Annotated in this window: 23 protein-coding genes and 1 pseudogene; 14 read left to right on the top strand and 10 right to left on the bottom strand. The window is 41.6% G+C overall.

Annotated elements, in window-relative coordinates; genetic code table 11:
- Window positions 1-121 precede the first annotated feature (121 nt).
- On the top strand, window positions 122-508 hold the full coding sequence (locus J8Z28_RS05375) for an MmcQ/YjbR family DNA-binding protein (RefSeq protein WP_054553214.1): 387 nt from the start codon (window positions 122-124) through the stop codon (window positions 506-508).
- A 13-nt stretch (window positions 509-521) separates the two neighbouring features.
- Here J8Z28_RS05375 and J8Z28_RS05370 read toward each other — a convergent pair whose 3' ends face one another.
- The 3 genes from J8Z28_RS05370 to fadI form a co-directional block, all read right to left on the bottom strand.
- Window positions 522-1,052 carry a GNAT family N-acetyltransferase gene (locus J8Z28_RS05370; RefSeq protein ID WP_054562135.1) on the bottom strand — a complete coding sequence of 177 codons (531 nt, stop codon included), beginning with the start codon at window positions 1,050-1,052 and terminating at the stop codon, window positions 522-524.
- Between the two features lie 134 nt (window positions 1,053-1,186).
- On the bottom strand, window positions 1,187-3,412 hold the full coding sequence (gene fadJ / locus J8Z28_RS05365) for a fatty acid oxidation complex subunit alpha FadJ (protein WP_054562137.1): 2,226 nt from the start codon (window positions 3,410-3,412) through the stop codon (window positions 1,187-1,189).
- On the bottom strand, window positions 3,412-4,722 hold the full coding sequence (gene fadI / locus J8Z28_RS05360; RefSeq protein WP_054553218.1) for an acetyl-CoA C-acyltransferase FadI: 1,311 nt from the start codon (window positions 4,720-4,722) through the stop codon (window positions 3,412-3,414). Before fadI ends, fadJ begins: the two co-directional genes overlap by 1 nt.
- A gap of 336 nt (window positions 4,723-5,058) precedes the next feature.
- Here fadI and J8Z28_RS05355 point away from each other — a divergent pair, with 336 nt between their 5' ends.
- From J8Z28_RS05355 to J8Z28_RS05320, 8 genes and pseudogenes are all read left to right on the top strand, one after another.
- Entirely contained in the window at window positions 5,059-6,015 is a 957-nt protein-coding gene (locus J8Z28_RS05355; RefSeq protein WP_054553219.1) for an AAA family ATPase, read from the top strand.
- Between the two features lie 3 nt (window positions 6,016-6,018).
- Window positions 6,019-6,963, top strand: a complete 945-nt coding sequence (locus J8Z28_RS05350; protein WP_054562138.1) for a DUF58 domain-containing protein — start codon at window positions 6,019-6,021, stop codon at window positions 6,961-6,963.
- 2 nt (window positions 6,964-6,965) lie between these two features.
- On the top strand, window positions 6,966-7,406 hold the full coding sequence (locus J8Z28_RS05345) for a DUF4381 domain-containing protein (RefSeq protein WP_054562139.1): 441 nt from the start codon (window positions 6,966-6,968) through the stop codon (window positions 7,404-7,406).
- Window positions 7,399-8,385 carry a vWA domain-containing protein gene (locus J8Z28_RS05340; RefSeq protein WP_250660036.1) on the top strand — a complete coding sequence of 329 codons (987 nt, stop codon included), beginning with the start codon at window positions 7,399-7,401 and terminating at the stop codon, window positions 8,383-8,385. Before J8Z28_RS05345 ends, J8Z28_RS05340 begins: the two co-directional genes overlap by 8 nt.
- 1 nt (window position 8,386) lies before the next feature.
- Complete coding sequence (locus tag J8Z28_RS05335; protein ID WP_250660035.1) at window positions 8,387-10,264, top strand: vWA domain-containing protein; 1,878 nt, start codon at window positions 8,387-8,389, stop codon at window positions 10,262-10,264.
- A complete protein-coding gene (locus J8Z28_RS05330; RefSeq protein WP_250660034.1) occupies window positions 10,258-11,907 on the top strand; it encodes a BatD family protein in 1,650 nt (549 codons plus the stop codon). The genes J8Z28_RS05335 and J8Z28_RS05330 overlap by 7 nt, the downstream gene beginning before the upstream one ends.
- A gap of 66 nt (window positions 11,908-11,973) precedes the next feature.
- A pseudogene (locus J8Z28_RS05325) lies at window positions 11,974-12,522 on the top strand (sigma-70 family RNA polymerase sigma factor); the annotation flags it as partial.
- Window positions 12,522-13,271 (top strand): DUF3379 family protein, encoded by a 750-nt coding sequence (locus J8Z28_RS05320; protein WP_055197974.1) that lies wholly within the window; start codon window positions 12,522-12,524, stop codon window positions 13,269-13,271. The pseudogene J8Z28_RS05325 and the gene J8Z28_RS05320, both read left to right, overlap by 1 nt.
- A gap of 77 nt (window positions 13,272-13,348) precedes the next feature.
- On the opposite strand, the gene J8Z28_RS05315 is transcribed toward J8Z28_RS05320, so the two are convergent.
- From J8Z28_RS05315 to J8Z28_RS05300, 4 genes are all read right to left on the bottom strand, one after another.
- Entirely contained in the window at window positions 13,349-14,539 is a 1,191-nt protein-coding gene (locus J8Z28_RS05315) for an amino acid aminotransferase (protein ID WP_250660033.1), read from the bottom strand.
- 73 nt (window positions 14,540-14,612) lie between these two features.
- Complete coding sequence (locus J8Z28_RS05310; RefSeq protein ID WP_055197972.1) at window positions 14,613-15,272, bottom strand: GAF domain-containing protein; 660 nt, start codon at window positions 15,270-15,272, stop codon at window positions 14,613-14,615.
- A gap of 45 nt (window positions 15,273-15,317) precedes the next feature.
- Entirely contained in the window at window positions 15,318-16,988 is a 1,671-nt protein-coding gene (locus J8Z28_RS05305) for an ATP-binding SpoIIE family protein phosphatase (protein ID WP_055020715.1), read from the bottom strand.
- Window positions 16,988-17,293, bottom strand: a complete 306-nt coding sequence (locus J8Z28_RS05300; RefSeq protein ID WP_054562148.1) for an STAS domain-containing protein — start codon at window positions 17,291-17,293, stop codon at window positions 16,988-16,990. The genes J8Z28_RS05305 and J8Z28_RS05300 overlap by 1 nt, the downstream gene beginning before the upstream one ends.
- Window positions 17,294-17,426: 133 nt before the next feature.
- Between J8Z28_RS05300 and J8Z28_RS05295 the strand changes: the two genes are divergently transcribed.
- Window positions 17,427-17,756 (top strand): SUI1 family translation initiation factor, encoded by a 330-nt coding sequence (locus J8Z28_RS05295; protein WP_250660032.1) that lies wholly within the window; start codon window positions 17,427-17,429, stop codon window positions 17,754-17,756.
- Between the two features lie 27 nt (window positions 17,757-17,783).
- Here the strand turns inward: J8Z28_RS05295 and J8Z28_RS05290 are convergent, their stop codons facing one another.
- On the bottom strand, window positions 17,784-20,783 hold the full coding sequence (locus tag J8Z28_RS05290; RefSeq protein ID WP_105181454.1) for a bifunctional diguanylate cyclase/phosphodiesterase: 3,000 nt from the start codon (window positions 20,781-20,783) through the stop codon (window positions 17,784-17,786).
- 334 nt (window positions 20,784-21,117) lie between these two features.
- Between J8Z28_RS05290 and J8Z28_RS05285 the strand changes: the two genes are divergently transcribed.
- The 3 genes from J8Z28_RS05285 (at window position 21,118) to J8Z28_RS05275 (ending at window position 23,219) form a co-directional block, all read left to right on the top strand.
- Entirely contained in the window at window positions 21,118-22,269 is a 1,152-nt protein-coding gene (locus J8Z28_RS05285; protein ID WP_054562150.1) for a chorismate mutase, read from the top strand.
- A gap of 129 nt (window positions 22,270-22,398) precedes the next feature.
- On the top strand, window positions 22,399-22,917 hold the full coding sequence (dsbB, locus tag J8Z28_RS05280) for a disulfide bond formation protein DsbB (RefSeq protein ID WP_054562151.1): 519 nt from the start codon (window positions 22,399-22,401) through the stop codon (window positions 22,915-22,917).
- The gene (locus J8Z28_RS05275; protein WP_250660031.1) at window positions 22,917-23,219 is read left to right on the top strand and encodes a DUF6170 family protein; all 303 of its coding nucleotides are present in this window, start codon (window positions 22,917-22,919) and stop codon (window positions 23,217-23,219) included. Before dsbB ends, J8Z28_RS05275 begins: the two co-directional genes overlap by 1 nt.
- 28 nt (window positions 23,220-23,247) lie before the next feature.
- Here the strand turns inward: J8Z28_RS05275 and J8Z28_RS05270 are convergent, their stop codons facing one another.
- On the bottom strand, window positions 23,248-23,541 hold the full coding sequence (locus tag J8Z28_RS05270; RefSeq protein WP_250660030.1) for a ComEA family DNA-binding protein: 294 nt from the start codon (window positions 23,539-23,541) through the stop codon (window positions 23,248-23,250).
- 246 nt (window positions 23,542-23,787) lie between these two features.
- On the opposite strand from J8Z28_RS05270, the gene J8Z28_RS05265 reads away from it, so the two are divergent.
- Window positions 23,788-24,090, top strand: a complete 303-nt coding sequence (locus J8Z28_RS05265) for a YebG family protein (RefSeq protein WP_054553324.1) — start codon at window positions 23,788-23,790, stop codon at window positions 24,088-24,090.
- Window positions 24,091-24,152: 62 nt separating this feature from the next.
- On the opposite strand, the gene putP is transcribed toward J8Z28_RS05265, so the two are convergent.
- The gene (gene putP, locus J8Z28_RS05260; protein ID WP_062566820.1) at window positions 24,153-25,664 is read right to left on the bottom strand and encodes a sodium/proline symporter PutP; all 1,512 of its coding nucleotides are present in this window, start codon (window positions 25,662-25,664) and stop codon (window positions 24,153-24,155) included.
- Between the last annotated feature and the right edge of the window lie 119 nt (window positions 25,665-25,783).

The following is a 25,783-nucleotide window of genomic DNA, read 5'->3' as shown; positions in this document are numbered from 1 at the left end:
CAGTTTTGACTCGCAGCCGTTATTTATTCGATTTTTCAGCAAATTATGACAATAGTTGTCTCAAAACTACGAAAAAGCTGCTATCTTTATAACTACGAAAAATGACTTCAAGGATTGGATCATGAATCAACACACAGTACACGAGTATTTAATGAAAAAGCCATTGGTGATGATCACCCAACCATTTGGCCAAGATGTCGACGTTTACAAGGTGAATCATAAAATGTTTGCCACCCTTGCCGAGGGCAAAGAAGGCCAAACAGACGATGAGGGAAACCTTGTATGGTGGCTAAATCTGAAATGCGATCCAGATGAAGCCCAAGCACTGCGTGATATTTTCCCGTCGGTGATCCCGGGTTATCACATGAACAAACGTTTATGGAATACGGTTATTTTAGACGGCACCGTACCACAAGGAGAGATTGAACGAATGATTGATAATTCGTTTGATTTAGTGGTTGCGAATATGCCAGAAAAAGACAGAAAAGCGATTGAGCTTCATCTGTAAAATTGCGCACTGATCACGCTCTGTGATCAGTGCAACTTAAATGAAAATGATGATCGGTATACAAAACACCGCCAATAGCATACGCATCTAGCTGCCTATCGACTAACTGAAAACCACATTTCTCAAGTACTTTTTCTGAACCGATATTACCCTCGGTGACAACCGCTTTAAATTCACGTACAGCATGTTCTGATTTGGCGTAATCAAGCACTGCTTGCAAAGACTCTGTGGCATAGCCACGACCATGAAAATTAGGCAGCAACAAATAACCGACTTCTTGACTATCAGGCACTGTTGATGACGTAAACCCAGTTACCCCCACCTCTTTGCCAGTACTGGTTTCAACAATAACTAAACAAAGTGGTGAATTCGAATTTGGCTGCCAAGGCTTTAAGCGTTCATTAAACTTAGCTCGCAGCTGCGCCTCTGAGGGCTTATCGAAGCATTTAGCTATAACTTCGGCATCATTATGCAAAGTATAAAACAATGGCCAGTCATCGGCATTTAACAGCCGTAATGTTAATCGCGCAGTGGTGAGAGTCATGGTGATTAATCGCTTTGTAAATAAACCTAGTTATAACAAACTGATTTCGTGAGTTAAATACCACTTATGGCCAATATAGAAGAAAAAAGCCCCGCTCAATGAGCAGGGCTTTTAAAATTAACTAATTTAAAGAATTAGCTCTTAGTCGTTTCTGTATCAGCATCTTCTGACGCTTGCTCGTCTTCAACCACTTCTTTGGTTACTTCAACCGGATCGACAGGCGTAGCTTCAACTACTGCCGGCTCTTCGCTTTCTGCTTGGTAAAAACGACCACCTTTTTCAGCCATTGCTTTTAACGTATCGCAAGGTGTGAAAATTGGGTTGTAGTTAGCAAAAGTCGCCATTTCAGAGCTCACTTGTGCTGCACCCAGTTTATCCATATAGCTAAATGGACCGCCTAAGAATGGTGGGAAACCAATACCAAAAATAGCACCAATATCACCATCACGCGGGCTTGCAATAATGCCATCATCTAAACAGCGCACCGCTTCATTTAGCATTTGCGCAACACAACGTTTAGCAATTTCGCTCTTGTTTAAACGAGGTGATGGCGTAACACCAAGTAGCTCGTATACTGACTCATCCACTTTTTTATCTTTCTTGTCGTAAAGATAAAAACCACGGCCAGTCTTACGACCTAAACGCTTAGAATCGATTAAGCGATTAAAGGCATCCGGGGCTTTAAAGCGCTCGCCCAATTCTTTTTCAAGGATTGGCGCAATTTTAGAACCGATATCAATCCCTACTTCATCAAGAAGCGCTAAAGGCCCTACCGGGAATCCAAACTCAACCAATGCTTGGTCAATCTTTTCAATTGGCTCACCTGCTAGCAGTAAATTAGCCGCTTCATTGACATAAGGCGCTAAGATACGGTTTACATAGAAACCAGCCATATCTTTAACCACAATTGGTGTTTTACCTTGCTTACGGGCGAAGTTAACAACGCGTGCGATAGTCTCTTCAGACGTACCTTCATGTGGAATGATCTCAACAAGTGGCATTTTCTCAACAGGTGAGAAGTAATGCAGACCAATTACATTTTCTGGGCGTGCTGCATCAGCAGCAATTTGTGCAATTGGTAATGATGAGGTATTACTTGCAAAAATCGTGTTGTCTTGGCACTCACGTTCTACATCAGCCACCATACCTTGCTTTAAAGCAAGATCTTCAAACACGGCTTCGATAACGATATCAATGTGTTTAAAGCCGCTGTAATCGGTGGTACCGGTAATGCGGTTCATGGTTTGTTGTAGATCAGCTTTAGATAAAATACGACGCTTTTGCTTTTTATCTAAAATCTTATAGCTGTAGTTCATTGCATTGCTGATGCCCTTTTCAGCCACATCTTTAATGCGCACTGGAACACCCGCTTTTACAGCACTAACATGGGCAATACCTGCGCCCATGAGGCCGCCGCCTAATACTGCCGCTTTAGCGATTGCTGGCGCATCATCATTACGCCACTCTTTTTTCATTTCAGTGGTTGCAAAGAAAATACCGCGTAATGCTTTTGACTCATCACTCATTACCAGCGTGGCAAAGCCTTCAGCTTCAGTTTTGTATGCTTTTAACTGATCAAGTTCAACACTTGCACGAACAGCTTTAATAATGGCTAAAGGTGCCGGGTAGTGACCGCCTGTTTTCTTCAGCACGTTTTCTTGTGCTTTTTTGAAAATAATATTGCGACCAAATGGGTTTGACTCAAGTAATTGACTTAAACGGTCTAGCTTAGGTTTAGTAGCCTTCGCCTTACCTTTCAGGGCAAACTCTTTAGCAACGTCAAGTAATACACTGTGTGGTACACAGTCATTTACTAAGCCTGTTTTCTTCGCTTGCTTAGCACGCACTTGCTTACCTGTAAGCATCCACTCAAGTGCTTTTTGCAAGCCAACTAATTTTGGTAAACGTTGAGTACCGCCACCACCAGGTAATAAGCCTAACTGTACTTCTGGCAAACCAAGCTTAGTGATATCGCTGTCTGAACACACGCGATAATCACACGCTAAAGCAAACTCTAAACCGCCACCCAATGCAGCACCATGAATAGCACTTACTGTTGGGAAAGGCAGCTTTTTCATATCGAAAAATGCTTGCTGACACATTTCGCTTAACGCTAATGCATCTTCACGGCTATTGGCGCTATCAAGCATTTTAATATCAGCACCGGCGATAAAGTTATCGCTTTTACCACTAATAAATACCATGCCTTTTACTGCTTGCGCTTGTGCGTCTTTGAGTAAGGTTTTTAAATCTTCTGCAAAACTGCTGCGCAGGGTGTTCATTTTCTCACCCGGCACATCAATGGTTACAACGGCTACGCCGTCATCAGCCACTGATAAACTAAATACTGAATCTGTCATTACGCACTCTCCAATACAAAGGCTGCGCCTAAGCCACCCGCTGCACACGCAGTCGTAAGCGCTAAGCCGCCACCGCGACGATTAAGTTCATGTAAGCTTTGCGTGATCAGGCGCGCACCTGTTGCCGCAAATGGGTGACCGTATGCAAGTGAGCCACCTAATACATTGAACTTGTCCATGTTAATTTCGCCGATCGCTTTGCTGCGACCTAGCTTTTCTTGTGCAAATTTATCTGACGCAAACATCTTCATATTAGCCAGTGTTTGCGCTGCAAATGCTTCATGCATTTCGATTAAATCTAAATCAGCTAATGTGATACCTGCTCTATCTAGGGCAATTGGCGTTGAGTGCGCCGGACCCATTAGCATATCTTCATGTACACCAATTGCTGAGAAAGCAAAACTGCGTACATAACCTAGAATGTCGTAACCCAATGCTTTTGCTTTACTCTCACTCATCATTAATACCGCAGCGGCACCATCAGTTAATGGCGTTGCGTTAGCTGCGGTCACTGAGCCATGTTGACGGTCAAATACTGGTTTTAATTTCGCGTAGCCTTCAACTGTTGAGTTATGACGAATGTTATTGTCTTGCTCAATAAAGCTCTTATAAGGTGCAACATGTGCAGTCATTACTTCATCTTTAAGTTTACCATCAGCCCACGCCTGACTTGCAAGGGTGTGCGAACGATGTGCTAAGGCATCTTGATCTTCACGGCTGATGCTATGTGTTTTCGCCATTTGCTCTGCTGTTTGACCCATAGATAAACCAGTAGAGTACTCAGCGACCGCAGGCGGAACAGGAAGTAAATCTTTTAGACGTAGTTTAGAGAAAATCTTTAATCGCTGACCAAGCGTACGTGCTTTGTTTAAATCAACAAGGCTACCCGCTAATTTTTTACTAACACCAATAGGTAATACAGACGATGAGTCAGCACCACCAGCAATACCTACTTGCACTGAGCCTGCCATAATTGACTCGGCTACGTTAGCAATGGCTTGGAAACTTGTTGCACACGCACGCGAAACAGAATATGCATCAACAGAAACAGGCATACCCGTACCTAATACGATTTCACGGGCAATGTTTGGCGCTTCTGGCATTTGCACTACTTGTCCAAATACAAGTTGGTCAATTTCAGATTTATCAAAGTTAAGTCGTTCAAGCATTTCGTTGACAACTAACTTACCCATATCAAGGGCTGGTACATGATGGAATGCTGTGGCTTGCTTTGCGAATGGCGTTCGCAGGCCGCTAACGATAGCGATACGATCGCCTTTTGCTGTTTTAAGTATATTTTGCTCAGACATTTATGCTCTCCCGCTGACAGGTCTGACCTGTTTGTTTTTCCTGATTCTAAAACAACCCGTGTACGAATGCCAATAGTAAGTTTTCAACCATAGGCTTTTTTCGGCCTATTTACAAAAAAACACCGTATTTATATGGTAGGCTAAAAATCCTTAAAAAATAACGAACTATTTGAGGATTTTGTGTCTAACACTTGTGTTATAACTTTTGAATCCTTATAACTTGTTAATAGCGCCCCACCACGGTACCGCGCAAATAATTTATCGGTACTGAATATAACGCATTGGCGCATAACAAAAACAATTTTTGACTCACGCTTTTAGGACAGTCTTTTTATTATGGCAGTTAACGCATTTTCACAATTAAAATCATATCTAGACACGCAAATTATCGGCCAACCACAATTAACTCAAGCACTGTTAATCGCAATTTTGGCAGATGGCCACTTATTAGTTGAAGGCCCTCCGGGTCTTGCGAAAACGCGTGCAGTCAATGCCTTAGCGAAAGGCGTTGAAGGCAGTTTCCAACGTGTACAATTTACCCCAGACTTATTACCTGCAGATGTAACTGGTACCGATATTTATCGCCAGCAAACCAGTGAGTTCGTATTTGAAAAAGGCCCATTATTTCATAACCTAATTTTGGCAGATGAAATAAACCGTGCTCCTGCTAAAGTGCAATCAGCCCTACTAGAAGCCATGGCTGAACGCCAAGTAACGGTAGGTAAAAACACCTATCCACTGTCTGATCTATTTATGGTTATGGCAACCCAAAACCCGCTAGAACAAGAAGGCACTTATCCACTTCCAGAAGCTCAGCTTGACCGCTTCTTATTGCATTTGAGCATTGATTACCCGGGTGCTGAACACGAATTAGATATCCTACGCCTAACCCGTGGCGAGGCTATTTCTGACAAGCAAGCAACGACACAGCAAATTAGTCAAAGTGAGCTATTTGCTGCCCGTAAAGCGATATTAGGTTTGTATTTAGCTGAGCCGCTTGAGAAATACCTAGTACAGTTAATTGTTGCCACTCGTGAAGCAGCAGAGCTTGATGAACAACTTGGACGCTGGATTGAATATGGCGCAAGCCCACGTGCAACCATTGCCCTTGATAAGTGTGCCCGCGCGCATGCTTGGCTAGAAGGCCGTGACTTTGTTGCCCCAGATGATATTCAAGCAGTGCTGCATAATGTATTGCGTCACCGTATTATCTTAAGTTACGAAGCACAGGCCGATGGCATCAGTAAAGACGATGTGATCAGCCGTATTTTAGAATTGGTGGCAGTGCCATAAGCTATGTCGAGCCAATTTGATACAGCGGCGTGGTTAGCAGCGAGTCATAGTCAAGGCGTCAATTTATCACTCAAAGAGTTGATGTATTACAAAGCCAAAGCTCGTTTGCTAGAACTTGCGCCCAAAGTAAAAATCAAAAACAGCTTAGCTGGGCAATACCTTGCACCTCATAAAGGGCGCGGTATGGAGTTTGCCGAGGTGCGTCATTACCAAGCCGGTGATGATATACGCTCTATCGACTGGCGTGTTACCGCACGCACTGGCGAAACCCACACTAAGCTGTTTCAAGAAGAAAAAGAACGCCCTGTTTTTGTCTTTACCGACTTTTCTAACTCGATGCTTTTTGGCTCAAAGTTACTGTTAAAGTCGGTGCAAGCAGCGCACATTAGCGCACTGGTTGCTTGGTCGGCGTGTCAACGAGGTGATCGCATTGGTGGCTTGGTGTTTAACCAGCAAGGTCATCACGAATTAAAACCGACCTCACGAGAGAAAGCAGTGTTAAAGCTTTGTCACAACTTATGTGATATTCACAGCCAAGCTCTGACTAATATCGATCAAACAGCCACCAGCTTATTTAGCGAAAACCTTAAACGTCTTAATCATTTAGCAAAACCAGGAAGCTTGGTTTATATCGTCTCTGATTTTAGCGCCCTTGATGAAGCAAGTTTCAAACAACTTGAAATACTGAGCAGGCACTGTGAATTGATTGGCTGTCATATAAGTGATCCGTTCGAGCACCAGCTACCTGCTTTTAAACAAACGGTGACAGTGTCGGCAAATGGCCAAGAGCTTGCTTTACCATTAATGGATAAGCAATTTCGCGAGCGCTTTGCTAAGTCTGCCGAAGAGTCGTTTTCTAACAGATTAAAACGCTTACAAAAATCTGGGCTTAGTTTAATTTCATTCAGTGCAGCCACTCCTCTTGAGCTGCAATTAGTGAGAAAGTAACAATGCAAAAAAATCCGCTAGATGGCTTACATGATGTCATTGCACCGACCGAGGTTGCATGGTGGCCACTTGCTCCAATTTGGTGGCTAATTATCGCCTTAGTTGGTTCGTTAATAATTTTCGGCTTAGTGCTTTTATATAAAAACCAGCAATTTAAAAAAGCCAAAAAACAAGCCATTAAATTAAGTAAAACCCTTAGTGATGATGACGCGCAAGAGCTACACATTATTTTAAAACGCTTAACTCGTCATTATTACAGCAGTCAGCTTGCTTCTCAGCCTTTGGCTAAGTGGTCTGAAAGTTTATCTAAACTCAGTGGCGACAACTTTAGTTACGACGAGTTGATGCCGCTTTATCAACAACAAAGTAATAATGCTGAGCTCGGGGCTAAATTACGCAGTGCTATTAGCAACTTTAAACTCAAGGAGCCAATTAATGTTTGAGTTTAGTTGGCCATGGTGTTTTGTGCTTTTACCCTTACCTTGGTTATTAAGCCGCTTTATGCCGTTAAAGCAACAAGGGCAGTTACGTTTACGTATTCCTGGCTTTGCTAAGCTTGGCTTAAATAATCAAGCAGTACAGCAACACAGCCGAAAAGTTTCATTGCTTGAATGGGCTGTTTGGATCTCTTTAGTTGTCGCTATTGCAAATCCAACTTGGCTTGATGAACCTATCACACTGCCTAATGAAGGCCGCGATATTATGCTGGCGGTGGATTTATCTGGCTCGATGACAGAGCAAGATATGGCCTACCAGAATCAGTATGTTGATAGGCTTACCATGGTAAAAGCCGTACTCAGTGACTTTATTGAACAGCGTCAAGGTGACCGCCTTGGTCTTATCTTATTTGGTGATACCGCATTTTTACAAACACCTCTTACTCGTGATGTTAAAACCGTAAGCCAAATGCTCAGCGAAGCGCAAATTGGTCTAGTAGGTAGAGCAACAGCCATTGGTGATGCATTAGGTTTATCTGTAAAGCGTTTTGCTAATAAAGATGAAAGTAACCGTATCGTTGTACTATTAACCGATGGCCAAAACACCGCCGGTAACCTTGATCCAGAAGATGCCCTGCTGTTAGCCCGCGAAGAAGGCATTAAGGTATATACCATAGGTGTTGGCTCTGATAACCCTCGTGGTTTCAGCCTATTTAATATGGGGGGTATGAGTGGCGGTAACTTAGATGAAAACCTACTCAAGCGCATTGCCGAGCAAACTGGCGGCTTATACTTTAGAGCAAAAGATGTGGCTGGTTTACAGCAAATTTATCAAGAGCTCGATAAGCTTGAGCCAATTAGTAGCGATGAACAAACGTTCCGCCCACAAATTTCATTGTTTTATATTCCACTGCTTGTGGCGCTAGGCTCAATAAGCTTAGCAATGCTCGTCAGTTTTATTCGCCAATTTAAGCAGGAGAGCTAGTATGGATTTTGAATTTATTCGCCCTGCCCTACTTTGGTTATTAATCCCCGCGCTGATTATTTTTAGTGTGCTGTTGGTACGCAACAAAAAAAGCGCCCCCGCTGATTTAATTGCCCCCCATTTGGCACAATTTGTAATGAGCGATAACCATAAAAAACAAAGCCAACCGCTTTGGTTAGTTGCGGTGTTTATCCTGTTAGCCATCGTTTTTTCAGCAGGTCCAAGCTTTGAGAAAAAACAAGTTCCCGTGTTTCAAGCAAAGAATGCGCGGGTCATTGTGATGGATATGTCGTACTCCATGTTCAGTACCGACATCGCACCAAGCCGATTAGTGCAGGCTCGCTTTAAAGCACTTGATATGATTGAGCTTTTCAAAGAAGGTGATACGGCATTAGTGGCTTATGCAGGCTCTGCATTTACCATTTCGCCGCTAACCAATGACGCTAGCACTTTGGCTAACCTTATCCCAAGCCTAAGCCCTGATATCATGCCGAGCAAAGGTTCAAATGTTATTGAAGGCCTAGAAAAAGCCGACGACTTACTTAAACAAGCTGGCTATTTAGATGGTGATATTATTTTAGTCACCGATGGAGTTGATAGCCTAGATCAAGAAGATATTAGCCGCTTTACCGCTCAGTCTAATTATCGTTTAAATGTCTACGGAGTTGGCACAGAGCAAGGTGCGCCGATTAAGCTACCTGAAGGAGGCTTTTTAAAAGACATTCAAGGACAGATTGTGATTCCAACGCTTAATGTCAGCCGCTTAAGTTCGCTTGCACGCAACAGCGGTGGCAAATTTGCACTGTATCAAACCAGTAATCAAGATATTCAAACATTTGCCCCAACAGCCAATGCTGAAGTACTCAAAGATGAGAAGCAAAGCCAAGCGTTATGGCGTGTTGATGCAGGTATTTACGGCCTGATTATTTTATTGCCGTTAGCGCTCTTTTTAATTCGCCGTAGTAGCCTAGTAGTTGGCTTTTTGTTTGTTATGTTCCTACCTCAGCAACAGGTTTACGCCGCCGAATTACCTGAGGTGTTTAAAAACCAAGACCAACGTGCTCTTGATGCCTATCAGCAAAATCAATTTGAACAAGCCGCCCAAGCTGAAAACACACAACTTAAAGGCGCAGCTCTTTATCAGCAAGGTAATTACCAAGCGGCCATGGATGCGTTTAGTGAAGATAAATCCGCAACGGGTTTGTACAACTACGGTAATGCCCTTGCTAAGGCCGGTGAGCTAGAGCAAGCCATAGAAGCTTATAAGCAAGCCCAACAGCTTAAAAATGACTTCACTGAGGCAAAAGAAAACCAAGCCCTCGTAGAACAGTTATTGCAGCAGCAAGAGCAACAGCAGCAGCAACAAGATCAACAGCAAAACAATGATCAACAAAACTCTGATGGCCAGCAAGATAACCAGCAAAAGCAACAGGGTGAAAATTCACAGCAAGGCGAAAACTCTGAGCAGAGTGAGCAGCAAGATGGCCAACAACCTTCAGACCAAGGTGAGCAATCAGATCAAAAAGGTGAGCAAAGCGAGTCTGAAAGTGACCAGCAAAACAAACCTGAAATGCAATCTGAAAAAGACACGTCGTCACAATCTGGAGAACAACAGCCAGAGCAAGCTCCTGAGCAACAAGAGGCCCAGCCACAGCCTTCGCAAAGTGATGAACAAGCTAAACAGCAAGCAGAGCAACAAGCCATGCAGGCACAAGCGGCTGAACTGACTAATGAAGAGAAAGAAAAAGCCCAGCAACTTAACCAGCTGCTGCGTAAAGTTCCCGATGATCCAGCGATCTTATTAAGAAATAAAATGCAATTAGAAGCACAAAAACGAAACTACCAACGTCGTCCACGAGGAGCCGAAAAATCATGGTAATGCGATTATTATGTTGTTTATTGCTAATCGCGGCAGCGCCGCTTTGGGCTGCCACCCAGTTACAGGCAAGTGTTGATAAAAATCCTGTCCTTGCCGGTGAGTTTTTTGTTTTAACCATCTCAGCAGACGACTCTATTAACAGCGAACAACCAGACACTTCGGTGCTATTAAAAGACTTTGTTGTTGGGCCGACCAGTGTTAGCTCGCGCACTAATATTATTAATGGTGAAATCAGTAAGCAAACTAACTGGTCTGTAAAGCTGATGACCCGCAAAGAAGGCACTTATACCATCCCAGCATTTACTGTAGCTGGTGTCAGTTCAAAACCCATTGAGCTAACGGTAGCTAAGCGCAGTCAAACCTCAGAGCAAAATAAAGAAGCCTTCATTAAAACAAGCATCAAGCCAACTAGCTTATACGTGCAAGAAGCCGGTGTTTATACAGTTAAATTGTATTTAGACAACAACAAAGAATTGCTTGATGGCAACTTAACTACGCCAGAAATGGAAAACGCTGAGCTAACCCCAATTAACAAGCAATCTGAAGACTATGAGTTAATTGATGGCAAACGCTATTTAGTGATCACCCGTGAGTACTTAGTGCAGCCACAAAAAAGTGGCGTAAATACTATTACGGCACCTGTGTTCAACGGCCGTATTCGTCAAAACTATCGCCAAATGGCTGTGTCAGCGATGGGCGAAGATGTTGATGTTGAAATCAAGCCAATTCCAGATAACTACACAGGTGCATGGCTACCAAGTGAACTGGTTAACCTTGATGAGCAATGGCAACCAAAAGACGACACCGTTGAAGTTGGCACGCCAATCACTCGAACTATCACCTTAACCGCATTGGGGGTTACTAAAGAGCAACTTCCTGATATCGATATGCCGCAGGTGCAAGGTTTTAGAAGTTACCCTGATGAAAAAGAGAGTAATCATCTGGTACGTGATGGCCGTGTTATCTCACAACAAACGGCTTCTTATGCTTTATTACCGCAAACACCGGGCACTTACACATTGCCTGAAATAAAGCTGCCTTGGTTTAATACTAAAATCAATCGTATTAGCTATGCGACCATACCTTCACGCACACTAACGGTAGTACCAAGTACAAATCCACTCACACCAACAGCTCCAGCTATCGCAGAGCCGCAAACCGCAAGCTCCAATGAGCTGAGTGATACGCCAACTAATGTACAAACAGTTACGCAAGTTACAACCCCTGTGTGGCTTATTATCGTGGCAGTTGCCGGCTATGGGCTTTGGTTAATCACCTTAGTGCTTTACATTAAAAAGCGCCCTCAACAGTCGGCAGCTGAGCCATTACCTACCAGTGGTTCACCAGCATCGTTGAATGAACTTAAGCAATTTGCAAAGCAAAACAACAGCTCAGGGTTTTATAACGCATTGAACCTTTATGCAAAACAGCAGACAGGTAAAAATGCTGCAGCAATCGAGTGTTTACTAGCATCACTGAAAAATACACAACTTAATAATGAAATTGCTAAATTACGCACTAAACTTTATAGTTCAGCAGATGAACAGGTTGATTTAAGCTTAATCGTCAGTTTGCTAAGCCAAGCAAAAAAGCACACTAAATCGACAAGTAATGATACTGAATTAAAAAATCTTTACGATTAACTATTAGAAAATAAACGGCTAATCTTGAATTAGCCGTTTTTTTAAGAAAAAAATAATAATCTCAGAAAGTTTTTTTCTGATAGGCAGGTCTTAGTTACTATGACAGAAAAACAAAAGCGATATGAAGCGCTGGTTCATGTCTACCACAGTGAGCTTTTTCGCTTTGCGTATTGGTTGTGTCGTGATCAGAACATTGCTGAAGACTTAGTGCAGGAAACCTTCCTGAGATCTTGGCGTGCCTTGGATTCACTGCAAGATCAACAAGCAGTCAAACCTTGGCTGTTAACTATTTTGCGCCGCGAGAACGCACGCCGCTTTGAACGTAAACAATTTGATTACGCCGATGTTGAAAACGACACCCTTGTAGATGAACAAAGTACAACCCTTGATGCTGAAATGGAACAAACAGTGATTCAACGACAAATAGGAAAGTTATCACAAGAGTATCGAGAGCCATTGCTATTACAAGTAGTAATGGGTTGCTCTGGCGATGAAATTGCCCAGATCCTCGATTTAAATAAAAATACTGTCATGACACGACTTTTCCGTGCCAGAAACCAGCTTAAAGAGGCTTTAAGCAGTGATGATGATCAACTTAGAGGAGCATCAAATTAATGGATGAACTCGAGTTTCGCCGCCGCATCCTCGCCGAGCCAAGCACTATTGATAAGGAACTTGAAGCGTTTGCCGAGCAGGACACAGATAAACAGGCGTTTATTGATGATGTGCGCGCTTTAGATGATGAACTAAGTAATGCGCTTAACATCCCCGTGCCTGAAAATTTAGCAAAGCGAATTATTGATAATACCTATGCCGCAGAAGAAGCGCCTTCAGAGCAGCCGCTAGACACCATTATTGAAGCTAAGTCGCGCTTTGCCTTTAATCGCTTGTATTTAGCCGCTGCAGCGTCGTTTTTAGTAGCAATTAGTGTGTTCTTTGTCACTAACAAACAACATACGTTATACAGCGTGGGTGAGCATGCCTTTGCGCACCTATACCATGAGATAGGCTCGCTAGATAAACATGAAGCGATAGATCTTGCCTATGTGAACGAAAAGTTTGCCACCATTGGCGGACATTTAGATGAGCTACCAGGTAAAGTAACCTATTTAATGTTTTGTGACTTTCAAGGCAAAAAAGGTCTGCACTTGGTATTTGAGTCTGATTTTGGCCCGATGACGGTATTCATTGTGCCTTCTGACGAGCAACCATTTGGCACTGGCTCTGACGATTTCAATGATGAGCGTTTCGCTGGCCACATCAACCGTGGTGAGCGAGCGGATACTATCTTAATAGCGAGTATTGGCGCTCCACTTGATAGCTACAACAGTATGATCAATGACGCCATTCGCTGGCTGCATTAATACCTACTCGTAGTAACACATATTACAGGCATAAAAAAACCGCAGTCACTGCGGTTTTTTTATCGCTATAAAGCAGGTTACTTACAAACGTCTGCTACTGCATTTGCAAAGTAATCAATGTTTGCATCACTGATACCAGCAACGTTTACACGGCTAGAACCCACAATGTAGATAGAGTACTCTTTTTGTAAGCGCTCGATTTGCTCTTTATTAATACCTAGGAATGAGAACATACCATTTTGACGGTCAATAAATGAGAAGTCTTGCTCAATGCCTTTCGCAGCTAAGCTTTCTTTAATTAAAGTACGCAAACCATTAATGCGATTACGCATTTCATCAAGCTCGTCGTGCCACATTTGCGTCAGCTCAATGCTGCCTAAAATCGTGCTAACAATATCAGCACCATGTGCAGGCGGCATTGAATAGATGCTACGTACAACACTTAATAATACAGAGTTAGAGATATCAGCAGTTGCTGCATCTTTAGCAATGATTGAACATGCACCGATACGCTCGCGGTATAAACCGAAGTTTTTCGAACAAGAAGAACAGATGATTAACTCGTCTACCGCTGCTGCTAATTTACGAAGACCCGCTGCGTCTTCTTCAAGGCTTGAACCAAAACCTTGGTAAGCAATATCAACCAGAGGCGTGAAACCAACTTCAACAGCAAGATCAGCAACGGTGCTCCATTGCTCAGCATTTAAATCCATACCGCTTGGGTTGTGACAACATGCGTGGAATAACACAACATCACCTTTAGGCACTTGCTTAAGGGTATTAATCATGTCATCAAATAAAAGGTCTTTATTTTCGTAATCGTAGTAAGGGTATTCTTTTACTGTTAAGCCCGCCGCTTCAAATAAGCTGATGTGGTTTGCCCACGTTGGCGTAGTTACCCATACAGTCGCATCTTTGTTGCAACGCTTGATGAATTCAGCTGCAACACGTAATGCACCTGTACCACCTGGTGCTTGTGCAGTGCGAACACGGTTAGCTAAAAGTGCTGGATGCTCACCCAGTAATAAGTTTTCCATTTTTTGACAGTAATCTAGGTTACCTGCCAAGCCAATGTACGATTTACTGGTTTCGTTTTCTAAACGAAACGCTTCCGCTTTTTTAACCGCTTTTAATACAGGCGTATTGCCTTGCTCATCCTTATAAACACCTACACCCAAATCGATTTTCTTTGGGTTTGTATCTTGTTTAAAGGCCGCCATTAGGCCAAGAATAGGATCTGTTGGTAATGGTTTTAATTCTGAGAACATTGACTATCTCTTTTTATAGGGGTTAGCGTTGCCACTAGCTTAACATAAAAACCCAGCCTGATTACTAGTTAAATTAGACCAAGAGTTGAGGAATTTTAATACAACAAGCCACAAGTAATGCAAGGGTTTGCTGATCAAAGAAATCATTATTAAATGCTTCTGCATCTATAATACCTAAGCATTCATTTTTGTCTGATAATAATGGTAAACAAGTCTCAGCTTTCACCTTCGGGTCGCAAGTATAATACTCACCACCTTGTGCAAGGTAATCGGCTACGTTATTGATCACACGCCCTTGCTTAGAAAGCGCAACTTGAACATTGTTACTGCCTTTAGCAAATGCTTCAGTTAACGGGAATAATGGACGGCTCGGTGCACCATGATAAACCAGCTTTAATAACTGAGAACCTTCATTAGTCTCTGTCGCTTGATAAATACCAAACCAATCAACTTGAGTTTGGGCAACAACAAAATCGATAATTTGTTGAAGCTTAGCCAGTTTTTCAGTATTGGTAGCATCATCGGCAACATAATCATTTAATTTGAATGGTTCATCTTGTAAGTAGCCAAACAAGCTACACGCACCACCCTCGCCTAGCTCAGGAATTTGATACTCCCAACGCACTGCTGGTAAAGCTGACTCTGCAAGATAATGTTCAAGGTTTGATAATTGCTCAGCAACCAAATTTTCTGGTAATTTAAGCTGAGCTGTCGATAAGTAGTTAGAAATCATTTAGCCATCCAAACATCTATAATGCCAGAATGATAACATGCGATTTTAGTGTGAGCTAGTACTGCTTGCTGTTAATTGATAATAAATTTCGACTTGGTTGCCTGCACTATTGAAGGTCACTTTTGAAGCTACTTCCCCAAGCAAGCACAAGCCTCTACCATGCTCTCTTGCAAGGCTTTGTTGATTTGCCTGTTCTTTACTAAAACCATTTCCTGAGTCGCAAACAGTAAAATATAAAGCAAGTTCTTCTGGGCAATAACGAATATCAATAATGATTAAGGCATCGGTTAAATTTGCGAGGGCCTCTTCACGTTGTTGATAATAAATTAAAAAGCCATCTTCCTGATTTTTGACCTCTGAGTCGAGACCTAACACCCCATGATCTAAAGCGTTGTTATACGCTTCTGAGAGTATCAAAAAGATATTAGCGCGATGTGCATTTAACCCCGCTACTTTGCTTATTACATCAACAACTTCCAGCACCGGATCGGTACTTTTGATTTGCTTTGAGTTCAAGCTCAATGAAAAATTAAAAGGTAATGCGGATAGCGGCTCTGATTTTTGCTCAGGCTCGCGCATTGGTAAGCAATTTAATAATACGAGGCTCAAGTCGTCTTGTTGTTTACTACCACGGGCAAATTTATTGACTCGTTCAAGTACTTGCTCAGTAGAAATAGCAGGTTTTGAGGCTAGCACTTTTTTAAAGCGATGCTCACCAAAGTACTCGTCATGTGGACTAGTCGTTTCAATGATACCATCGGTTGCCATGACAATACGGCATGTGTCTTCTACTTCAATGTGAATAAGTGCACGCTCGAATTCATCTTCTTCTAAAATACCCAGTGCCATGTGTTGAGATTCAAGGGTACGAATAACTTCACCGCTTTGATTGATGATATAGGTATCGGGTAAGCCCCCTAGCCATGCCGAGATACTTTTTCCGGTACTGCTAAGCTCTATGATGGTTGCAGCACAAAACATGTGGCCTGGTAATAACTTACCTAATACTGAATTGATTTCTGCGGCAATATCACTCACAGACATGCCCTTACTCACCATGGTATAAAATACTCTTGAAGCAGGGAGAGCTCCGACTGCAGCGGCTAAACCATGACCAGTAAAATCACCAAGCATGCAATATAAGCTACCTAATGGGCTTTGTGCGACCAAAAACATATCGCCATTAAACATAGCCGCAGGCGATAAATGAAAATCTAAATGCTTTGGAAAAGATTGCTGGTTCTCAAGAGCATTATTAAAAATATGTTCGACAATTTCATGTTCACGCTCAACTTGATTTTGATGATATTCAAGTTGTAGATTTTGCTCTCTTGCCTTTTGGCTTAAATTACGGATCCGGCTATGCGCTTTAATTTTCGCGTTAAGAATCACTTCTTGAAACGGCTTATGTAAAAAGTCATCGCCGCCAACCGCTAAGCAACGCTCAAAACTCGCTTCGTCTTCTAAAGAGGTAATAAAAATAATCGGTAAGTAAACTTGGCTAAAGCGCTCTTTGATAATAGCAGCGGTTTCAAAGCCGTCCATCACAGGCATAATGACATCGAGTAACACAATATCAATGGTGTGTTCTTCGAGCAGGTTTAAAGCAACAAGACCGTTTTCAGCGCTATAAACACGGTAGCCCTGCTGCTCTAACATCACGGTTAATAAGCGACGATTTAAGGCAAGATCGTCTACAACCAGAATATTAAGCATCAATCAATATCGAACTTTTTATCAAAACGTGATATTTGCAGGATTTTTTTCAGTTGCGGTTGGCAGTTACTAATTTGAATTGTTTCAACTTTGCCTGTTAGGTTTTTTTTCATGTTCAGCAACATACCTAACGCTGAGCTGTCCATGTAATCTGTTTCTCTGAGATCTATAACCACTTTATCGATATTGTCGTTGAGATCGGCGTACGCCTGACGAAAAGATTGCACCAAATTAAAATCAAATTTTCCTTTGATTTGTACGGTTAATATAGCGCCATCAGCAGAAGTGCTGCGCGTTAAACTCATAATAAACTCCTAATAAACAAATCTTTCCTGATACTTAACTAAATATAACCGCTTAAAACAAATAAGCCAAAAATTAAAACACTTAGGATGAAATTTGTTATCATTTAGCCAAGCTTTTATAAAGAGATCTACCATGAGCGAAAATAATCTAGTTTATTCAACTGCTACGGGTCGCATTGAGCAACCTAAAGAAAGTAAACCAAGCAAAGGTAAAATTTTTAAAGACGGCTTTTTACGCATTGAACGTCAAACCAAAGGACGCAAAGGTAAGGGCGTGATGTTAGTTGTTGGTATCGACAGCGAGCAGCATGACTTAAAAAAATTAGCCAAAACCATTAAAAGTAAAATGGGCCAAGGCGGTGCAGTAAAAGACGGTATCATCGAAGTACAAGGTGATGACAGAGATAAGCTAAAAGCGATTCTCGAAGGACTAAAATTTAAAGTTAAAATTGCAGGGGGCTAATCGCCCCCTTTTTTTGCGTTCTGTATTTTATGAATTCAACGAGTTGAGCTGTTCATAAAGTGCTGGCAACTCATCTTCAGGGATAGGCTTGCTATAGTAGTAACCTTGCACAATATAACAGTTGTTGTTTTGTAAAAACTCAATCTGCTCAATAGTTTCCACCCCTTCGGCAACAACGTTAAGCTTCAGCTTTTGTGCCATAGCAATAATCGCAGCGGTAATTTCCATATCATTACTGTCTTGTGGAATATCTTTCACAAACGAGCGATCAACTTTCAAAATATCCACAGGGAAACGTTTTAGGTAACTCAGTGAAGAATAGCCAGTACCAAAGTCGTCGATTGAAATTGATACACCCAAGGCTTTTAACTGATGCAGTTGTAAAATAGCGGCTTCAACATGCCCCATTAGCATACTTTCTGTTAGCTCAAGGTGTAAGCGTTTAGGCTCAACACCTGTTTGCTTGATGATCTTATCCAGTGTCGACACCAAGTTCGCATCTTTAAATTGACGTGCCGACAGGTTGATTGAAATATTATTCTTTAAGTCTTGGCTTGCTAAACGTGCAGCAAACTCACACGCTTCTTGCAGTATCCATGCGCCTAATTCAACAATTAAACCAGTTGCCTCAGCAATAGGAATAAACTTAGTTGGTGGGATCATTCCTTCTTTAGGATGGAACCAACGAATAAGTGCTTCGTAGCCAACCACTTGGTTATTTCTACAATCAACTTGTGGCTGATAATAAACCCTAAACTGCCCTTCGCGAATACCAGTACGAAGCTCATTTTCAATGAATAAGCGCTCGTTTGCTGCAGCATTGAGCTCTTGGCTATAGAAGTGGAAAGTATTACGCCCTTTCGCTTTTGCTTCATACATCGCAAGGTCGGCATGTTTAAGTAGCTGATCTTCTTCTTGGCTATCAAATGGTGCCATTGTGATACCAATACTGGCACTGATGATCACTTCATTGTTACCTAATTTGATTGGCTCATTAAGTGTGCGCTGAATCGTATTAGCCACTTCCATGGCATGTGTTTGATGCTCAATACCACTTAACAGGACCGCGAATTCATCGCCGCCTAAACGCGCTATTGTATCTTCCGTACGCAAACGCTTTTTCAAACGGTTAGCCACTTCAACTAATAACTGATCCCCTGCATCATGCCCTAGTGTATCGTTGATACGTTTAAATTCATCTAAGTCAAAATAGAATAAGGCAAATGCATAATGGCCACGTTCAGCCAGTGCCATTGATTTACGCAGCTGCATTCTGAAGAAAGTACGGTTAGCAAGCCCCGTTAAGGTATCAAAGTAAGCCAATTGCTCCATCTTACGCTGGCTTTCTTTTACAAACGAAATATCTTGAGCTGATGCCACATAACTGGTGATCTCACCACCATCTTCACGAATTGGTGAAATACTTAACGAAACCCAAACTGATTGGCGCTCATTCCCTTGTAATAAGGTATCCCCGCGCCAATAATTACGGCTACGCAAATCGATATCAATATCATCGACTAAAATCGCCATTTCTTGTGAAATGATATTCAGCAGCGGCGAGCCAATAAAGTGACGCTCCTCAAAACCGGTCATTTCAACCATTTTCGGATTCACGTATTTGATCTCAAAGTCTTGATTGGTGATCACCACACCGGTACCAGAGAAAGCCACAGCTTTAGATAAACGATTCGCCGCTTTTTCCGCTATTTCTTTTTCACTAATGCGCTGGTTTAAGCCATCGATCAACTTACGAATTTCAATAGCCATATCTCTAAACGAGCCATTTAGCGTGCCAATTTCATCTTTATTAGCCTTTGGAAACTCAGTTTGTAATTGCCCTTTGCCAAAACTAACTACCGCATTAACCAACGAATGAATGCGACGCAGTACTAATTGATAAAGTGCTTGATGCAATAACAAAGCAACTAAAATAGCGTACAAGATAAACAAGCCAAAGAATTTTACTTTTAACTCTTCAAGCGCAGAAAGTGCCGACGAACGTTTTTTATAAATTCCAATATACCAATTTAGATTCTCGACTTTACGAATATTGATAATGTGAGTTTCGCCATCTTGTACGAATGAATTTGCCGACTCAGGTAACTTTAAACGAATGGTTTCAGACACTAGTTTTTGCAGATCAGGGTTTACAAAATCTTCGGTGAGTAATTTTTTACCTTCACGACCATATTGCTCAAGCGTGGTTTTATCTAAATCAGGGTGAGCTAATAGCTGACCTTTTGCATCAAACACTAACAGATGCTGCTCACGGTCACCGATAGGTAGCTGTGCCAATAAGGTTTCAAGCGCGATATCACTGCCCGTGACACCAAAAAAATCGTTATCAAGGTAGATTGGCACAAGCACACTCACCACCCACTTATGCCAAATAGTATCGTAATACACTTTTGACCACACCGCTTCTCGGCTTGGGTTAGTTGCAGCCTGAGCGTAATTGAAGGTTTCGCCTTTAGTAAAATCAAAGTCACCAGGTACATTGAGTGCCCAGTTTGGTGGCGCGATCCGAATAAAGTTATCTTTGGTGACAAGGTAAAAATTAAAGAAATCTTGAATTAAGGTCGGTGAAACGATTTTCCATAGCGATTCAGAATCGTTTATAAGCTGTTTATAAAATTCAGAATATTTATCTTGAGGGAGAAATGCAGCCGATAAGCCATCTTCTGAGGTACTACGGATACTGCCATCGAGGGCAAATTTGAGTTCTGCGCTGCGTTTACTTTGTAAATGCGATTCGTTGTGAAGGAGCTGGCTGCTTACGACGTTATTCGCCTGCTCAGCAATATTGATTTTGGTTTTGATCAAGCGGTTAAATTGACGACTCAAGCGTTCACTAGAGTGCTTTAAAAGTTCGTGCTCTTCAAACACAAGCTGTTTTTCTTCAGATTTAAGCATCAAAGCCGCAGCACATATACCTGCAATCAAACAAATCGCAGAGATCAGCAGCGACAATTTCATACTTAATGAATTCACACCAAAACGTGATGGCGGTCGTCGATACACCACAGGACTACCTTATTAATAATTGTTATTATTTATTGTGCAAAAACAAATATACCAGATTCATTTTTATATTTATAAATTTTTTATAAATATAAATGAATTTTCTGAGTAAACACCGATGTTTTCTAAATTAGCTGCGATAGGCAGTTGACTTTACATACAAGTGTTTTTACATTAGTTCAATGAAACAAATTATCTCTCGCACTTATTTTTCGTTTTTTAGCTTCTTTAGATAGAGGAGGCTTAACTGTTTGCGAGATAAATTCACCGAATAGCTAAAGCCTCCCACTTGGGAGGCTTTTTTGTTTGTGCACTGTTTTGGAATGAGGAAACCAACATGAGCATTGATACATTAAATGCGTTACGACACGATATTAATGAAATAGATTCCGACTTATTGGTGTTACTGGCTAAAAGACGCCGTATTAGCCACAGCGTAGTTGAATATAAAATTGCCAATAACAAACCAATTCGCGATGAAGCCCGCGAACAAGCATTACTCGAAAAGCTTATTAATTATGGTAAGTCGCTAGGTCTAGATGCGTACTACATCAATAATGTGTTCCAAACTATTCTTGAAGATTCTGTTTTGAATCAACAAGCAATGCTACAAAAGAATCTAAACCCTGAAGCAATGAGCGAAAGTCATCGTGTTGCATATTTAGGTGGTCAAGGTTCTTATAGCCAATTAGCCTGCCATAAATATTTTAGCCGTCGCCCAGGTAAGCTGATTGAGATGGGCTGTTCGAGCTTTGATCAAATCACTGGTAAAGTTGAAAGTGGCCAAGCTGATTTTGGCTTACTGCCAATTGAAAACACCAGCTCAGGTAGTATTAATGAAGTGTTCGATTTATTACAACATGCACAAGTATCAATTGTCGGTGAGGTCACTCACAGCGTTGAGCACTGTTTATTAGCAATGCCAGGTACTGAGCTTTCTCACATTAATAAAATCTTTGCTCACCCACAGCCTTTTGCTCAATGTAGCCGCTTCATTCAGGGTTTAGGTGATATTCAACATGAAACCTGTGACTCAACCTTCCATGCATTACAATCAGCGGTTGAAACTACAAACAGCGCCGCTATCGGCTCAGCACAAGCAGGTAAAAATGTAGGGTTAGAAGTCGTTAAATCAGGCCTTGCAAACCAAAGCGAAAACCATAGCCGCTTCATTGTCGTCGCGCGTAACCCGTTGCAAGTATCTAAGCAAATTCCAACAAAAACCAGTTTGATTATGGCGACCAAACAACAAGCGGGTTCATTGGCTGATGCCTTGATGATTTTTAAACAACATCAAATTAACCTAGTAAAATTGGAATCTCGTCCAGTACCTGGAAACCCATGGGAAGAGGTGTTTTATGTTGACCTTGAAGCAAACCTTGATGACTTACATGTTAAGCAAGCGCTTGAAGAGCTAAAAGAACACACCCAATACACCCGTGTATTAGGCTGCTATCAAAGTGAGTCTTTGCAAGCTGTTAGTGTGTAATAGCCAACCTAGGTATGATTAATGAAAAGGAGCTCGTTGGCTCCTTTTTCGTATAATTTCATCTTAGATACTTGCACCCACTGCCCTGTCTGAGCATAATCTTGAAAACAATTTGAAATTGGAACTTTCATGAATTGGTTAGCAGAATTAGCAACTAAAAGAACACCTTGGTTATTATTAGCCGTTATTTCCCTCGCATTTGAAATCACTGCGTTATTTTTTCAATACAACATGGGCCTTGAGCCATGCATCATGTGTATTTATCAAAGAACTGCTGTTTTAGGCTTACTTGCGGCGGGTGTTATTGGTGCAATTAACCCACAAAATATGGTTGTTCGCTTAGTCGCATTTGCCACTTGGGGTGTCTCTGCAATTTGGGGTTACTTTATTGCCAAAGAACACATTGCAATGCAAAACAATACTGACCCTTTTGCATTTAGCTGTGCATTTGAACCTAACTTCCCAAGTTTTATGCCTTTGCATGAATGGATCCCTAGCTTCTTTGCCGCTACTGGTGATTGCGGAAATATCGATTGGCAGTTTGCTTCTATGAGTATGCCTGCATGGATGGAAGTGATTTTTGCAGCATTTTCAGTGGTATTTGTGGCTGTTCTAGTTAGCCGATTAGTGAGCAAAAAGTCGCTATAATGATTTATTTTTTTACTAGCCAAATCCCTGCTTTAAAAAGCTTTAAAGTAAGGCAACGCCAGCAAATTATTGCCCTTGCTTTGGCTCATTTAAGCCCAAGCAAAAAGATCATTTTATCAGTATGTAAGCTTGCCTTTTTAGCACCATTATTTTTAGGCTTGGCCTACTTTGAAGGCTGGATGCTTATTCCTTGGTTATTGTTAGCAGGCTTAAGTTACCCACTCATCACAACACCTATCGAAAACATGTTCGCATTTGCGCATTTAGACAAAGCTATCGATGAATTTAAACAGGGCGAATAACGCCCTGTTTAGGTGTATAGCCCGCTATTTATAATGTAATTTTCCCCTCAAGTTTAGCAAATAGCTTATCGCCAATTCCTTTTACTTCTTTTAATTGCTCTACCGACTTAAACGGACCTTGCTTTTTACGGTGCTCAACAATCGCTTTAGCTTTTGACTCTCCAATACCCGGTAATTGAGTAAGTTGATCTATGCTGGCTTTGTTTATACTGAGCTTTTGCATTTTAACTTGTGTTGCTTCGGTTGGTTTAACGGCGAATGCCGATGTAGCAGGTAGTAACGCAATGCTTATGGCAAGTAAAGTACTTGATAGTAATTTCATAATTTCCTCCATGATGTCCATCTTGGACAGGTAGTTAGCTATTACCCAACACTCACTCCATCGCTTGTGTTTAACCTTGGGTAACAATTTAAATAAAGCCAATGTCCCTATTATTGTCAAATTTGCTGAATAAAATTTTTCTCAAGTTACTTGCAAAGTAAGCCCCGAAGCATTACTGTATATAAAAACAGTAATCAAAGTAGCGGTATTACGCTGCAAATGCCACGCTTAAATGCAGGAGAAATCATGGCTGTTGTTGTTAAATATGTTGTAGAAAGAAACGGAGTCGAGCGCATGACGTTTACTACTAAGAAAGAAGCTGATGCGTATGACAAAATGCTCGACATTGCTGAGTCATTAGAACTAATGCTTGAAAAAGTTGATGTACCATTAAGCGAGCAACAAATTGAGTCACTGGCGCTTGAAATGGCAAAAGAAAAAGACCAATTTATGGCGGTACTTAAAGGTGCAAAAGACGCCCCAGCTAAGCCTAAAAAAGCAAAGTCAGACGACAACGTTGCTGATATAAAAGAAAAAGCGGCAAGCTAAACGCAAATTTAGATCATAAAAAAGGGCAACAGATGTTGCCCTTTTTTGTGTTTAATCAAAAACTACAGTGACGACTCAACTTCATCAAATAAGTCTGTAATTTCTTTTTTCGGCTCAGCAGTTGTAAGGCTAACAACAACAATAGCAATTGTTGATAAAATAAAGCCTGGGACAATCTCATAAATGATTGCACTTAATGCTTGGCCATCAATTGTAATTGGCGCGTAAATCCAAAACAGCACTGTTGCAGCACCAACAACCATACCACTAATAGCGCCTTGTAAGTTCATACGCTTCCAGTAAAGGCTCAGTAATACGAGTGGACCAAATGCAGCACCAAAACCTGCCCATGCATTACTCACTAAGTCTAAGATAGAGCTATTGCGGTCATAGGCTAGGTAAATAGCAAATAGAGCAACCAAAATAACACTAATACGACCTACTAAAACCAGCTCTTTTTGCGATGCACTACGGTTTAAGTAAATCTTATAAAAATCTTCGGTTAGTGAGCTTGAACAAACTAATAACTGTGATGAGATAGTACTCATAATCGCCGCTAAAATAGCTGCCAATAAGAAGCCGGCAATTAAAGGATGGAAGATAAGCTCAGACAACACTAGGAAAATCGTTTCTTTATCATCAATTGGCATTTGGTTTTCAAGCATATAAGCAGCACCAAATAGACCTGTTAGCACAGCACCAATAGCTGAAAGCGTCATCCACGACATACCCACACGGCGCATAGTCGGCATATCTTTCACAGAGCGCACAGACATAAAACGCACAATAATATGTGGTTGACCAAAATAACCAAGGCCCCATGCCATTGCAGAGATAATCGCTATCGTTGAACCACCTGCAAACCAATCCATCATATTAAGTGCATGAATTTCTGATTCTTTTGGTGAGCTTAATAATAAGTCATAGCGTGCATTTGCAAGTGTATCCATAACTGGCTGATCAAGCATGGTAAACGTTGCAATTGGCACAGCCAGCAACGAGATAAACATGATACAGCCTTGTACAAAGTCAGTCAGGCTCACTGCTAAGAAGCCACCAAACAAGGTATATAACACGACAACACCGGTTGTGATGTACAGACCCATTTCGTAGCTCATATTAAATGAGTTTTCGAACAACTTGCCGCCTGCAACAACACCTGATGAGGTATACAAGGTGAAGAAAACAATGATTACAATCGCAGAGATCACACGCAGAATATTTTTATTATCATCAAAGCGGTTCGCGAAGTAATCTGGAATGGTGATTGAGTCATTCGCCTTTTCTGTGTAAACACGTAAACGAGGCGCGACTAGGAAGTAGTTAGCCCAAGCACCGAGTACTAGACCTATGGCAATCCAAACCTTGCTTAAACCAAACAAATACATTGCACCCGGTAGACCCATTAGCAGCCAACCACTCATGTCTGATGCGCCAGCTGAAAGCGCAGCAACACTTGGTGATAAATTACGACCACCTAGCATATAGCCTGATACATCGTCGGTAGATTGCTTATAAGCATACAGCCCAATCCCCAGCATGACGATGAAGTACATTGCTAACGAAATTATCATTCCTGTTTCCAAATTAGCCTCCAAAAGTTGTTTAATGTTGGCTTTTAATCCGAATAATGACTCGCAAGTTATTTAATTTTAAGACATTATTGGGGTAAAAACCGATATCACCCATGACT

Origin of the sequence: Pseudoalteromonas sp. SCSIO 43088, from assembly GCF_023650795.1 — a bacterium.
Lineage (GTDB): Bacteria > Pseudomonadota > Gammaproteobacteria > Enterobacterales > Alteromonadaceae > Pseudoalteromonas > Pseudoalteromonas shioyasakiensis.
Note: the sequence above shows the minus strand (reverse complement) of the source record. Positions and strands in the feature narration are given on the sequence as shown.

Coding starts and splice junctions, on each gene's coding strand:
- J8Z28_RS05335 (WP_250660035.1), top strand. CDS start 8,387: ATGGATTTTGAATTTATTCGCCCTGCCCTACTTTGGTTATTAATCCCC.
- J8Z28_RS05330 (WP_250660034.1), top strand. CDS start 10,258: ATGGTAATGCGATTATTATGTTGTTTATTGCTAATCGCGGCAGCGCCG.
- J8Z28_RS05320 (WP_055197974.1), top strand. CDS start 12,522: ATGGATGAACTCGAGTTTCGCCGCCGCATCCTCGCCGAGCCAAGCACT.
- J8Z28_RS05315 (WP_250660033.1), bottom strand. CDS start 14,539: ATGTTCTCAGAATTAAAACCATTACCAACAGATCCTATTCTTGGCCTA.
- J8Z28_RS05295 (WP_250660032.1), top strand. CDS start 17,427: ATGAGCGAAAATAATCTAGTTTATTCAACTGCTACGGGTCGCATTGAG.
- J8Z28_RS05275 (WP_250660031.1), top strand. CDS start 22,917: ATGATTTATTTTTTTACTAGCCAAATCCCTGCTTTAAAAAGCTTTAAA.
- J8Z28_RS05375 (WP_054553214.1), top strand. CDS start 122: ATGAATCAACACACAGTACACGAGTATTTAATGAAAAAGCCATTGGTG.
- fadJ (WP_054562137.1), bottom strand. CDS start 3,412: ATGACAGATTCAGTATTTAGTTTATCAGTGGCTGATGACGGCGTAGCC.
- J8Z28_RS05310 (WP_055197972.1), bottom strand. CDS start 15,272: ATGATTTCTAACTACTTATCGACAGCTCAGCTTAAATTACCAGAAAAT.
- J8Z28_RS05350 (WP_054562138.1), top strand. CDS start 6,019: ATGTCGAGCCAATTTGATACAGCGGCGTGGTTAGCAGCGAGTCATAGT.
- J8Z28_RS05340 (WP_250660036.1), top strand. CDS start 7,399: ATGTTTGAGTTTAGTTGGCCATGGTGTTTTGTGCTTTTACCCTTACCT.
- J8Z28_RS05305 (WP_055020715.1), bottom strand. CDS start 16,988: ATGCTTAATATTCTGGTTGTAGACGATCTTGCCTTAAATCGTCGCTTA.
- dsbB (WP_054562151.1), top strand. CDS start 22,399: ATGAATTGGTTAGCAGAATTAGCAACTAAAAGAACACCTTGGTTATTA.
- J8Z28_RS05285 (WP_054562150.1), top strand. CDS start 21,118: ATGAGCATTGATACATTAAATGCGTTACGACACGATATTAATGAAATA.
- putP (WP_062566820.1), bottom strand. CDS start 25,664: ATGATAATTTCGTTAGCAATGTACTTCATCGTCATGCTGGGGATTGGG.
- J8Z28_RS05355 (WP_054553219.1), top strand. CDS start 5,059: ATGGCAGTTAACGCATTTTCACAATTAAAATCATATCTAGACACGCAA.
- J8Z28_RS05300 (WP_054562148.1), bottom strand. CDS start 17,293: ATGAGTTTAACGCGCAGCACTTCTGCTGATGGCGCTATATTAACCGTA.
- J8Z28_RS05345 (WP_054562139.1), top strand. CDS start 6,966: ATGCAAAAAAATCCGCTAGATGGCTTACATGATGTCATTGCACCGACC.
- fadI (WP_054553218.1), bottom strand. CDS start 4,722: ATGTCTGAGCAAAATATACTTAAAACAGCAAAAGGCGATCGTATCGCT.
- J8Z28_RS05370 (WP_054562135.1), bottom strand. CDS start 1,052: ATGACTCTCACCACTGCGCGATTAACATTACGGCTGTTAAATGCCGAT.
- J8Z28_RS05265 (WP_054553324.1), top strand. CDS start 23,788: ATGGCTGTTGTTGTTAAATATGTTGTAGAAAGAAACGGAGTCGAGCGC.
- J8Z28_RS05270 (WP_250660030.1), bottom strand. CDS start 23,541: ATGAAATTACTATCAAGTACTTTACTTGCCATAAGCATTGCGTTACTA.